This window comes from Streptomyces phaeofaciens, assembly GCF_014648915.1.
GTDB classification, from domain to species: Bacteria; Actinomycetota; Actinomycetes; order Streptomycetales; family Streptomycetaceae; genus Streptomyces; species Streptomyces phaeofaciens.
Genome location: NZ_BMSA01000070.1, coordinates 1 through 11,029 on the forward strand (window position 1 = coordinate 1; position 11,029 = coordinate 11,029).

The following is an 11,029-nucleotide window of genomic DNA, read 5'->3' on the forward strand; positions in this document are numbered from 1 at the left end:
GTGGGGGGTCATTTTTCACCCGCCGGAATCGGCTCACATTTCAAGCGTCGCCGACAGAGGTCGAGGCCTCTTCGGCTGCTCCCCGTCTACGCACCGGGCAACTCTGGTGCGCAGGCGCGCGATGGTGAAGATTGATTCGATGGGGTTTGTGGCCGCAGTGCTTTCAGTCAGGCGGGCCTGGACGTCATCTCTGACGAGCTGAACAACTGGCCCTGCAGGATCCACGGCCACCGATTCCCGGCCGGTACCCTGAGCTCCTGAGCTCCTGTGATGCTCGGGACTGGTCCGATGAGTGCGCCGCCGTTGGTCTGCGTAGTCGTCTGGATCCGTTCGGGGCCGCAGCCGCCGAGGTCAGCGCGCGGCTCGGCGTTCATCCAGGCGGCATTCACGTCAGAACGTGAAGTGGCCCCGGTTGGTGACGGGTCAGGCCGCGAAACCGCCCGCCTCTGACGGCATGGGTGCAGGGACGGGCGGCCTATCATGCGGACTGCGACAGTCGGTACAGGCTGGTCGCGTCGGGGCAGAAGTCCCGGGGAGCGCAGCGCGCGCACATGCGCCGGTGCAGCTCGTACACCTTGCCCGCCTCGTGCGCTGCACAGCGGCGATGCGCCTTCGGGAACCAGCGGCGCAGGCCGCCGTTGAGGATGCTGAGACGGGGCCCCAGATCAAGAGACTCGCGCGGCTGGACTCCGCACCACACGCACGCCTTCCCAGCCAGCTGTCTGTCAGTGAGCATGTCTGCCTTCGGCATCGGCAGCATTTCGACCGGCTGGACGAAGGCCGGGTTCACGGCTGGTCCGCGACGGGCGCCAGGTCGTAGGCATCCCGGCAGGAAAAGCAGGCGAAGAGCTTCGCGCCGCCCGTATCCCGGACCAGCCGCGCGGTGTTGCTGTACGACTCGTGCCATGCGCACCAGACGATTCCGTTGTCGGGGACGGCAGGGGACTTTCCAGCCTGCTGAGGCTCGGCCATGTCGACTCCAGGCAGTCGTCCACACCCCGGGGCCGTTCGCGCGGCCGCCGGGGTCTGTTGTGTCTCCCGAGACTAGGAGCGCGATGTGCGCCATCACCAGCAATGTGCAGATTTTTGCAGACGTAGTCATCTGTACGGGCTGATGTCGCGTGTGCGCCCTTGACCGGCTGCGCCGTATGCCTGACCGTGGCGCAAAGAACCGCCCATCTCGCGGACGGAGACAGGCATGCCGTTACGTTTCATCGGGATCGACCCCGACACGAAGACTGCGGACTCCCCGACGGTCTGGGTCGACCAGGAGAAGGGAGAACTGGTCTTCCAGGGCTGGAAGCCAGATCCCCAGCTTGAGGCGGAATGCACCGCGTTCGAAGTCCCGGGCCATGCCGTCGGCATTCCGGACAATGAGGCGGTCGTCCGTATCCCGGCCAGGATGGTGCACATAATCAGGGAGGCGTGCGTTGCCTTCGAGCGTGCCGACGATCGCTGAACTGATGGACGGCTGCACGCGCTCCGCCGTCCACCTCGAGATGCGCGACCAGTACGGAGTGGCCGCAGAGGCCGCCGACTTCCAGTCCTGGCTGGAGACCGGGCGCTTCGACGCCGACCCGGCTTCGCCCGGCTGGGCGCCCTGGGCCGCACTGGTCTCCCGGGCGGTAGCGCGCGGCGTCGCCGTCCGACGCGCCCGCATCGTGTCCGAGCCCGTCTCCGACTACATCCGCTACGAGTACGCCTCCACCACCGTCAACCTGCACGCCGGCGAACAGGTCCGCTGGCTGCCCCGCCGCTGCGCCTCGGACATCGCCCTGCCTGGCAACGACTTCTGGCTCTTCGACGACCAGGTCATCCGATGGGGCCACTTTTCCGGCAACGGAGCCATGATCGGACACGAGATCTCCGAGAATCCCGCAGTCGCGAAGCTGTGTACCGAGGCATTCGATGTCGTATGGGCACGCGCCGTCCCCCACGACCAGTACCAGATCCACTGATCAGAAAGCACCGGCAGCTACCTCATGCCCGCCTCGCCGTCCTCATCTGCACAGGCCGCACGTGAAGCCGTCGCCCACCGACTGCGCGACCTCCGCAAAGAAGCCGGCCTGACGGTCGTCCAGCTGGCTGCCGCATGCGGCTGGCACTACTCCAAGACCTCACGCATCGAGAACGCCCTCACCGGACCGTCCGCCAACGACATCCGCCGCTGGTGCGCCGCCACCCACACCGGCGACCACGTGCAGGATCTCGTCGTCCAGTCCATCAACGCCGAGTCCATGTACCGGCAGTGGCGCGACCAGGTACGCGCTGGACTCCGGCATATCCAGGAAAGCCGCGCGCCGGCCCTCCGGGCCACGGAGCACTTCCGCATCTACTCCTCCAGCCTCGTGCCCGGCCTGCTACAGACCGAGGGCTACGCGCTCGCCGTCCTCGGCATCGCCGCAAACGTGCACGACCTGCCCGTCGACGACAGCGCCGAGGCCGCACGCTCCCGTATCGAGCGCTCCCGCATCGTCCACGAACAGGGGCACCAATTCGTCGTGGTCGTCGAAGAATCCGTGCTGTACTGCCAGATCGCCCGCCCGGAACCGATGGCTGCCCAGCTCGGCTACCTCCTCACCGCCGGGGCACTGCCTGCCGTGTCCCTCGGCATCATTCCGATGGCGGCCCGCCGGACGCACTGGCCCGAAGAGACGTTCCACATCTACGACGACCGACTCGTGTCCGTGGAACTGGTGTCCGCCGAGGTGAACGTGACACAGCCCGGCGAGATCGCCCAGTACCTCGAGACGTTCGAGCGGCTGCGCAGCATGGCCGTATACGGGGCCGACGCGCGCGCCCTGATCCTGCGGTCCATCGAAGCACTGCACTGAGCTCGAACGCACGAAGCTCAGCAGGGACGGGAAGGCAGAAAATGTCTACAGCGCACAGGACTTGCGCCAGAGGGCGGAGACTGCGCCGCGCTGTCGCATCATGTCCAGTGTGCCGCACGCCCCGTCAGGTGCTTCGCGAGTACGGTCCGGCCTGCTCGGCTGTGGCAGGACGGCCGGGTACGGCGGTCCCCTATCCGGTCGCATGCCGCACGGGATCACCGACCCGGGCATGGCTGTACCTCTCAGTTCAGAGTGGGGGAGCGGGGTTCCCCCGTTCCCGCATCCGGGGCCCGCCCGAACCTGTACGTGTCCTGGGCCTGTGGCTCCCGGCACCCCGGTCCGCAGCGAATGCAGCCGAGAGCGCCTGGTGAACCTGAGCAAAGGACTCCAGCCCCAACCATGTCCGGCGTCCTCACGCAGCCCCTTGCACGCTGCCCACACTTGCTTTCGTCGCCTCAGGGCGACAAAAGCGGAAATGGCCGATCCCACCATTCCTCGCCCGAGCGGCCAGCCCCTCGTGCGATCGGAGCTCTGACAGATGCCAGTCCACCGGAACCACCGGCGCCCCAACCAACTAGTCGTCAGCTACCCAAGAATGCTGGGTGTGGAAAGCCGCGATCTCCTGGTGACGGAACCTGGACAACACGGACCCACCCGCCGAGCTCCAGGCCGTGATCGACGCATCGCCCAGTTCGGTTGATAGGCAGGCAGCGAATCCGAAATGGTATCCGCCGACCCGAGCGATTTCCTGCTCGCGCCGATACGCCTGGCGGACTACCTCGAGAAAACTGCCGGCCCGCTCCGGGCCGATGCTGCGGGCGATGATGCCGAGATCGGGATGTACGTACCGGGTGCTCGCCGGCCACCCCTCCGCAGGACGGCCGAACCGCTCGCCCATCGCGATCGCGAAGCTCATGTCGAAGTTAGGGTCTACGCAGACACCTCTACGCTGCGGCAGGACCGTCTGCAGCGCGACGCGCAGACATGTCTGCGGGAACCCTCGCAGGGGGAAGGCGGCGGCGCTCACTTGCAAGCAGCCAGGTTCACCGCCGTCCCCTTGATCAGGTCGCGGACCAGCAGCAGGGCCTGGTCACACATCTCCAGTACGTACTGCTGGGTGCGGAGATTCCTCAGCGGCTTCGTAGTGCTTTCGCTCACGTTCTCCATGTCCAGCCGGTGCGCGACATCGTTCCTGGCGGTGAAGAAGTCGTCGAGGGCTGCGAAACGCGCTTTCGGGATCTGCCGGTTAGTGATCCCCAACGAACCGCCAGCCCGGCCTTGAAGATCGCTGCTGCCCTGGAAGCTCGCCTTCGTCTTGCTCGCGATGTAGAGGTCGATTAGCGCAGTGCCTGGATCCTGCTCCTTGAGCGCGGTCAGGAACTCCTTCTCCACGTTCGCAGCTTTGGCTTGGTTCTCGATGAAGGCCTCGTACTTGTCCCGGGAGGTGCCCGGCTGGTTGATCAGCACGGGCACTGCGTGATGGATCAGGGCCTGGACTGCAGAGTCGAGTCCGGCAGACGTGAAGACGATGGCGGCCCGCAGCAAATCCTGCGCATCGGAGTGCAGGCGCCCGCGTGTGCTCTTGTTGTTCTGTGTCGCTCGGGTCTTCCGGACCAGGTGGAGGGTGTCGAACAGGCCGGTGACGCTCTCGTGGGTGCTCTTCAGTCTCCACCAGGCAGGCACGACCTCCCCGGCGTTGTAGGGCCGACGGCCCAGTTTGGTGAGTTCGAGTCTGGTGAGATTTCCGGGCTCTTCAGGTGCCTCCGCGACCGCCTTGGCGACCTCGGCCGTAATCGTCAGGCTGGGAGGGAGCAGGTGCGCCTGGGCCGTGCCAACGGCTGTGCTGGCCTCTGCCACAACGTCATCAGGTTCACGGTCCATGAGGCCTCTTCTCCAGCAGCACCGGGCAATCAACACGCACATGATCGTCTGCCCGCCACAGTGCTGTCACCAGTTCGGCAGAACCGGGACGGTGGACGGCGGTGCGCGCAGGCAAGACCTGCGGGTACCGTCGTACGGCTACCGGGGCCCCGTCGGCAGGCGGGTCGACGGCGAACTCGTAGGTCACCACCCAACACGCATCGGGGACCATGATGTCACCGGTCTCTACCGCGTGGCCTCACCTTCGTAGTACGTCCGCTCAAGGGACCGGACCAGGTCACCGACACCGATGCCCAGCAGGGCGGCTTCGCTCTGGAGTGGCGCGAGGCGGCCGCAGCACTTCCACCCAGGTCTCGATGTCGATGCCGATCAAGCGCATCCGCTCGACCACGCCCTTGCCTGCGAGCGGGGATGGTCTCCTGCACCTGTACCCGGGCGACGACCCGGCGGGCTGCTCCCCGCGCGAGCGGGGAACGTTCCCTCGATCTCGTCTTGTGCTGATGCGGGGTCGGTACACCGTGTCCATGCCACGGGGAACCGACGAAGTGCGGCTCCGGAGGTGACGGAATGCTCCGAACGGGGGCAGCGGGCAGGGTGGTCGCCGTGTGTTGCGGCACTCTGGCCGGTCCGCTCTGAGCGTCGCGGTTGGCCAGCCCGACGAACCCCCTGCTGGTCAGCAGTCGATGGGGGAGTTACCGGAAGCGACTCGGCAGAAGTCCGACCCAAGTCCGCCGTCGACGGTGCCGGCGTTCGGGCCGACGAAGACGAAATCTCCGTCGGCGCTGCCGACGAGCGCGTCTGACATATCGGGTCTTGGCCTGTTGACCTGGGTGTATCCACCGGGGTTGGCGGACCGGGTAGTGGCTGCGCGCGGACGTTCGGAGCAGCGTAGGCGGCTGCTTCCCACACGGTTGATGGTCGTTTGGCGGCGGCGACGTTCGCCGAAGACGGCCTCTTCTCCATGCACCCGCGGGGATGGTCCCAAGTCAGGGCCCAGCGACGCGGCGTAGGCTTGCTGCTCCCCGCACTCGCGGGGATGGTCCCGGCCAGGACTGTGTAGACCCTGCACGCGGCCCCTACTCCCGCGCGAGCGGGGATGGTCCCCAGCAGATGGTTACCATCGGCGGCCTGCTCCGCCTGCTTCCCGCGTGAGCGGGGACGGTCCCACGCGGGCCTGCCGGGACCGACGACGCACTGCCCCCGTACCCGCGGGGCGGTCCCGCGCCGACCTCGTTGGGCGAGCAGGGCCGACGGCTGCTCTGCGCGCCCGCGGGGATGGTCCCTCCCGGCGCTGCGCCCGTACGTGTTGCGCGGCTGTTCCCCGCGCAAGCGGGGATGATCCCGTCCGCCACATGCCCTCGAAACGGCGGACTACCGCTCCCCGCGTGTGCGGGGATGATCCCATGGTGCGCTCGATGGCTAGCGCCGATCCTGCTCCCCGCACCAGGGGGAATGGTCCCCAAGCGGGCATCGACCGGACCATGGTCATGGTCTGCTCCCCCGTGAGCGGGGCTGGTCCCCCGATCTGCCCGTCCGGCGCCGAGCGTTGCACGCTGCTTCCCGCGCGAACGGGGTGGGTCCCCACTTCGCGGGAATGTGCCGCCACGCCTTGGACTACTCCCTGTGCGCGGGGAGGGTCCCGGGTCGCGGGGCCTCGGCTGTCGGTTGCACAGCTACTGTGCTGTGCTCCGGTTGATGATCAGGGTTAGGGGCGTCGCATCCACGCCTGGAGGGAAGATGGCCGCAGGCTCCCTTCACAGCTGCTGTGGCGTGATCCCCGGCCCATCCCCAGGCTCAACCGGCAGGACCCGGTGACGCAGGTGGTATGCGACCCGGACTTCTACGAGCCGACGGACGAGGACGACTGCTCGGTGTTCTCGTACTTCTGCCGTACCCATGACCGCTATTACTGGCACGAAGCCTGTGGTGAGGGGGCTCATCTGATCGCCCTGCACTGCGAGCGCCACGGGCCCGAGAACATGCGGCCGCAACCTCTCATGCTGGCCTTCCCGGACGGGTTCTCTCCTCCCCTCAGCGATGCGCAGTTGGCGTGGGTGCGATCGGAGGAGGACGCTTCCTAGCCGCCGCTCCGAAGCGAAACGCCGGCGCAGCGAGGCTCTGCTGCTCCGTGGTGTAGAACCCTAGGTATGGGGAGTGAGCGGCGGGAGCGGACGAGGGCGCTCGGGGCTCGTCTTCGCGGGCTTCGCACGGAGGGTGGGCTGACGGCTGCTGTGCTGGCTCAGCGGGCGGGGGTGGGCCAACTGACGGTGTCCAAGGTGGAGAACGGGCGTATGATGCCCAGCCTCAATGTCCTCGGCCGGCCTTCCTCGGCTCTCGACCCCGACGAGCTGACGGCTCGTGAGCTGCGTGACCTCCTGGCCCCTGTGGAAGCCGCACCGGACTCCACGGAGGCGTCAGAGGGCGAGACTCCGAGAGGATCGGTCCTGGATGAGGCGGCAAGGTCTGCTGGCCTGATCAGTTCCTTTCAATGCGTCGTCCTGCCAGCCATGCTCCAGACTGCCGAGTACGCGTTATCGAGAGTGCGCCTGGAAGCCAAGAAGGGGCCCGGTCGCGACCAACACGCCGCCCCTCGCCCAGTACCAACTGGCGTACTGGCTCAAGGACGTCGTGGAGCCCAACCTTCGGCCGCTGATCGCAGCCACCTACGAGGCCACCGCCCGGCTCCACATCGTTCCCCTCCTCGGAGCCAAACGGCTGGACCGGCTGACCGTCCAGGACATGTGCTGCTGGCTCAACAAGCTGGCCAACACCTGCCAGTCCTGCGCGCAGGGCAAGGGCGCCAGACGGCCCGAGGAGCGTCAGCGTTGCTGCGTCAAGGGAAAGTGCTGTCGGCAGACCCCCTCGAAGCGCTCGGTCAACGACGCCCGGACGATCCTCCGGAGCGCGCTCACCAACGCCATGGTCGAGGAGGACATCTCGAAGAACGTCGCCCAGCTCGTCAAGGTCCAGCGGGCCCCGAGAAAGCGCCCCGACCTGTGGTCGGTGGAAGAAGCCTGCACCTTCCTGGAGAACGCCCAGATCTGGCGGGACAACCTCTACGGCGCGTACGTCCTCACAGCGGGTCCGCCGGCGCCTGCTCCACACCGCCACCGCCAAGACAGAAGCCTCGCAAGCCGTGCTCCCGCTCCCGGACATCTGCTTGACCGCTTTCCGCCTCCGGCAAACGCAGCAGCAAGCCGCGAAGGAGCGGGCCAAGGATCTCTGGACCGAATCAGACCTGGTCTTCACCACCCGCTACGGCACCCCGGTCGAGCCGAGGACTTCAACCGTGGGTTCAACCGGCGCAGCGACCGGGCCGACGTCCGCCACATCCGCGTCCATGACACTCGCCACACCTGCGCCTCGCTCCTGGCCGCCCTCGACGTCCACCCCCGGATCGCCATACAGATCCTTCGCCACTCGGAGATCGCGGTGACCATGGCGGTCTACACACACGTGCCCTCCGCCGAGACCCGCCGCGCGCTCCGCAACCTCGGTAGGGCGCTGGGCGGCGGCAGCAAGCAGAAGAAGGAAGGGGAAGGGCAAGCAGCGAGAGGGGGCGGAAGAGCCGTCAGGCAAGGACGGCCGGCAAGAGTCATAGCGGTTGCTGTATTCCGTTGCTGTACGCACGACAGAGGCCCATTCACGATCACGTGGATGGGCCTCTGACCTGTGTCGGGGTGGCGGGATTTGAACCCACGACCGCTTCGTCCCGAAGCAACATGGGTGGGGCTCTGCCTTCTGCCTCCCGGGTAAGAGGGGATGGTGGGGATGGTCTTCAACTCGTCAGGGGTAGGCTCGGGGGAGATCACTCCTGCCCGCGCGTGCGGGGATGTTCCCGAGTGGACGAACGACGCGCGGTGGCCGTCGCCTGCTCCCCGCGTGAGCGGGGATGGTTCCGACCTCGAGCCGCTGGACGGGGAGAGCGATGGCTGCTCCCTGCACCTGCGGGGATGGTCCCACGATCACGCCTCGGGACGAGAACGGCGAGCCCTGCTCCCCGCACCCGCGGGGGTGGCCCCGCATGGCAGCTCAAGGCCATGCCGGGCGCCATCTGCTCCCGCGCGAGCGGGGATGCTCCCTCCCGCCGTGAGAAGACGGCCTGGGGATGGTCCCCGACTCGTCCTGGGTAGGCTCGGAGGAGATCACTTCTCCCCGCGCGTGTGGGGATGGTCCCACCGCCGGGCGCGCGTCTATGATGACCTTGCCCTGCTCCTCGCACCCGCGAGGATGGTCCCACGGTGCGCCCGATGGCTTGAAGCACCGAGTCCTGCTTCCCGCACGCGTGGGGATGGCCGCGCCGACAACTGTTCGCCGCGCCCGCAGGGATGGTCCCCGGCACCCAGGAACGGATGGGGCCCACGCGCTCTGCTTCCCGCGTGAGCGGGGATGGTCCCCATGGATCGCCTGCGTGATCAGGTTCATCGACTGCTCCCCGCGCGAGCGGGGATGGTTCCCACCCGGCCTACCTCCAGTACGTCGGCCCCTTCCGGCAGTGGCCTTGTCCTGGGGCGCACCCGAGGAAGCCGATGCCCCGCCTTGGCGCGGCGGGCCCCGATGTATTCCACATCTGCGCTATCGCGCACGGGTGTGCTCCGGGAGCCGAGATGCCCCGTGAGCGCTGAGCACGGGCCGCTGTGGGCTGCGGGGGAAGGCGAGCAGTTTGTCCTCAGGCAGGGAGGCTGGGGCAATGGCAGGGAATGGCTTCTTGCATGGTGTCCGGCTGGCCGTGGTTCGTGATCCGCACGCTGATTCTACTGCTGGTAGAATGACGGAATGGGAGATCAGGACACCAGCATCAAGACCACCCGGGAAGTGCGTGACCGGTTGAGGACCCTGGCCGGGGAGCGGGGCACCACGATGAATGATCTGCTAGCGCAGCTTGTGGCGCGTGAGCTGACTGAGGAGGAGAAGCAGGCGCGTGTGCAGCAGGCGTTGGAGGAAGTGCGCCGGTCGACCGGCGTGACGGTCTCCGACGAGGCCCGCACCCGGGCCCGGTCCTTCCTCGAGCGCCTCGGGCAGGAGCACCACGCCGCGTGATCCGTGTCCTGTTCGACCACACCTGCATCCAGGCTCTTGCCGAGGGAGACGAGTTCCTCAACGGTCTGTACGTCGAGGCCAGCTACGGCTATGCCGAGATCGTGATCCCCGCCCTGTCCGCCACGGTTGCCGACCGTCACCGGCCCGGTACCGGGGCGGACATCCTCGGCCGGCGCTTCACCACGGTCGTCGGCTTCACTCATGCGCACGCGCTGGTGGCTGGCGCCTGGAGGCAGGCTGACTGGCGGATTCTGCACTCGGCTGCCGCGGTCATCGTGGCCCGCCAGGCCGGTGACGACGTCACCTTGCTCTCCCTCGGCCCCGACCTGTATGCGGGGACCGGGGTGAGCCCGCTGAACCCCATGGGCTCCTGACGAGCGGTTCACCGGTCCGACCCGTGCAGCGACCGGAGCAGAAGGAAGCAAGGAAACAATGGGTGAAGACCAGTGGGCAGAGGAAGCACGGGAACCTGGAGAGGAATACACCGAGGAGGACTTCGCCGCACTGGCCCGCTTTCTGTTCTCCCGAACGGATCCCCTGATGCTTGCCTGGCCCATCGAGGATGCGACCGACAAGGCGATCCAAGCCCTCAACGACGTTGTCCGCGTTCTGTTGGGTCAGGCGAGGGTATTTCGCGATTGGGAGAACCACACCGGGCTCGTGAGTGTTTGGGACGCGCTGGTCACTACCGCAGCGCAGTGGAAAGACCATGCTGACTTCGACCAGGCCTGGGCACTGGACGACGCCTGACTTCACCGTCACACGCGGCAGTGATCGCCTGGAAGGCGGTGAAGGCGAGGGAGTCGGTCGCCGTCCTGTCGCTGGACTCCGACCTGCATGCTGGTACCGGCATCACACTGCTGAACCCCACCTAACCTGGCCCTGCTGTGCTTGTCGCCATGCCTGTCCTGTAGGCGCCCCGCACGCCGTCGCCGGTTTCGTCCGGGCCGTGCCTGTCTAGAGCGCCGGCCGCACGCGCGCACTCTTGCCCGGAGCGGGCGGTAGCGTCCCCGTGTCTGGCACGGTCGCCGACCGAACGGGCCGTCCAAGTACTGCTCCCCGACCCGCGGGGATGGTTCCCTCCTTGCCTCCTTGGGGCTGGTGGCAGAACGCCTGCTCCCCGCGCGAGCGGGGGATGGTCCCTGCTGCCAGGTCATGCTGTAGCCCAGGGCCTTCTTGGTCCAGCTCCTGCTCCCTGCGTGAGCGCGGATGTTCCCATCTGTCGGCGACGGCTGAAAAGTGGACCAGTGGCGACGCTTGAAAGTTGACCCCCT

Annotated in this window: 12 protein-coding genes and 2 pseudogenes; 11 read left to right on the forward strand and 3 right to left on the reverse strand. The window is 67.3% G+C overall.

The window, feature by feature from the left end:
* Positions 1 to 478 precede the first annotated feature (478 nt).
* Positions 479 to 790, reverse strand: a complete 312-nt coding sequence (locus IE275_RS45205; RefSeq protein WP_189718537.1) for a hypothetical protein — start codon at positions 788 to 790, stop codon at positions 479 to 481.
* A complete protein-coding gene (locus IE275_RS45210; protein WP_189718538.1) occupies positions 787 to 972 on the reverse strand; it encodes a hypothetical protein in 186 nt (61 codons plus the stop codon). The genes IE275_RS45205 and IE275_RS45210 overlap by 4 nt, the downstream gene beginning before the upstream one ends.
* Positions 973 to 1,198: 226 nt before the next feature.
* Here IE275_RS45210 and IE275_RS45215 point away from each other — a divergent pair, with 226 nt between their 5' ends.
* The 4 genes and pseudogenes from IE275_RS45215 to IE275_RS46690 all read left to right on the forward strand — a co-directional run.
* Entirely contained in the window at positions 1,199 to 1,459 is a 261-nt protein-coding gene (locus IE275_RS45215) for a hypothetical protein (RefSeq protein WP_189718539.1), read from the forward strand.
* Positions 1,431 to 1,958, forward strand: a complete 528-nt coding sequence (locus IE275_RS45220) for a DUF6879 family protein (RefSeq protein WP_189718540.1) — start codon at positions 1,431 to 1,433, stop codon at positions 1,956 to 1,958. The genes IE275_RS45215 and IE275_RS45220 overlap by 29 nt, the downstream gene beginning before the upstream one ends.
* Before the next feature lie 24 nt (positions 1,959 to 1,982).
* Positions 1,983 to 2,834: a helix-turn-helix domain-containing protein gene (locus IE275_RS45225; RefSeq protein WP_189718541.1), complete on the forward strand. Its 852-nt coding sequence runs from the start codon at positions 1,983 to 1,985 to the stop codon at positions 2,832 to 2,834.
* Positions 2,835 to 3,378: 544 nt separating this feature from the next.
* Positions 3,379 to 3,468: pseudogene (locus IE275_RS46690) on the forward strand (S-adenosylmethionine-dependent methyltransferase); the annotation flags it as partial.
* Positions 3,469 to 3,857: 389 nt separating this feature from the next.
* Here IE275_RS46690 and IE275_RS45235 read toward each other — a convergent pair.
* Complete coding sequence (locus tag IE275_RS45235; RefSeq protein ID WP_189718543.1) at positions 3,858 to 4,715, reverse strand: hypothetical protein; 858 nt, start codon at positions 4,713 to 4,715, stop codon at positions 3,858 to 3,860.
* Between the two features lie 683 nt (positions 4,716 to 5,398).
* Here IE275_RS45235 and IE275_RS46695 point away from each other — a divergent pair.
* The 7 genes and pseudogenes from IE275_RS46695 to IE275_RS45270 all read left to right on the forward strand — a co-directional run bounded on the left by IE275_RS46695 (position 5,399) and on the right by IE275_RS45270 (position 10,505).
* Complete coding sequence (locus IE275_RS46695; RefSeq protein WP_229871433.1) at positions 5,399 to 5,725, forward strand: transposase domain-containing protein; 327 nt, start codon at positions 5,399 to 5,401, stop codon at positions 5,723 to 5,725.
* A gap of 801 nt (positions 5,726 to 6,526) precedes the next feature.
* Positions 6,527 to 6,796, forward strand: coding sequence for a hypothetical protein (locus tag IE275_RS45245; protein WP_189718545.1), 270 nt, complete (start codon positions 6,527 to 6,529; stop codon positions 6,794 to 6,796).
* A 66-nt stretch (positions 6,797 to 6,862) separates the two neighbouring features.
* Positions 6,863 to 7,024, forward strand: a pseudogene (locus tag IE275_RS46700) (helix-turn-helix domain-containing protein); the annotation flags it as partial.
* Between the two features lie 319 nt (positions 7,025 to 7,343).
* Positions 7,344 to 8,384 (forward strand): tyrosine-type recombinase/integrase, encoded by a 1,041-nt coding sequence (locus tag IE275_RS45255; protein ID WP_229871434.1) that lies wholly within the window; start codon positions 7,344 to 7,346, stop codon positions 8,382 to 8,384.
* A gap of 1,107 nt (positions 8,385 to 9,491) precedes the next feature.
* Positions 9,492 to 9,755: a hypothetical protein gene (locus IE275_RS45260; protein ID WP_189718546.1), complete on the forward strand. Its 264-nt coding sequence runs from the start codon at positions 9,492 to 9,494 to the stop codon at positions 9,753 to 9,755.
* Positions 9,752 to 10,129 carry a PIN domain-containing protein gene (locus IE275_RS46705; RefSeq protein ID WP_229871436.1) on the forward strand — a complete coding sequence of 126 codons (378 nt, stop codon included), beginning with the start codon at positions 9,752 to 9,754 and terminating at the stop codon, positions 10,127 to 10,129. The genes IE275_RS45260 and IE275_RS46705 overlap by 4 nt, the downstream gene beginning before the upstream one ends.
* Before the next feature lie 58 nt (positions 10,130 to 10,187).
* Entirely contained in the window at positions 10,188 to 10,505 is a 318-nt protein-coding gene (locus IE275_RS45270) for a hypothetical protein (RefSeq protein WP_189718547.1), read from the forward strand.
* The last annotated feature ends 524 nt before the right edge of the window (positions 10,506 to 11,029 follow it).

What these genes read in the sequence shown, in the direction of transcription:
- IE275_RS45225 (WP_189718541.1), top strand. Translation starts at nt 1,983, where the DNA reads ATGCCCGCCTCGCCGTCCTCATCTGCACAGGCCGCACGTGAAGCCGTC.
- IE275_RS46695 (WP_229871433.1), top strand. Translation starts at nt 5,399, where the DNA reads ATGGGGGAGTTACCGGAAGCGACTCGGCAGAAGTCCGACCCAAGTCCG.
- IE275_RS45210 (WP_189718538.1), bottom strand. Translation starts at nt 972, where the DNA reads ATGGCCGAGCCTCAGCAGGCTGGAAAGTCCCCTGCCGTCCCCGACAAC.
- IE275_RS45215 (WP_189718539.1), top strand. Translation starts at nt 1,199, where the DNA reads ATGCCGTTACGTTTCATCGGGATCGACCCCGACACGAAGACTGCGGAC.
- IE275_RS45235 (WP_189718543.1), bottom strand. Translation starts at nt 4,715, where the DNA reads ATGGACCGTGAACCTGATGACGTTGTGGCAGAGGCCAGCACAGCCGTT.
- IE275_RS45260 (WP_189718546.1), top strand. Translation starts at nt 9,492, where the DNA reads ATGGGAGATCAGGACACCAGCATCAAGACCACCCGGGAAGTGCGTGAC.
- IE275_RS45270 (WP_189718547.1), top strand. Translation starts at nt 10,188, where the DNA reads ATGGGTGAAGACCAGTGGGCAGAGGAAGCACGGGAACCTGGAGAGGAA.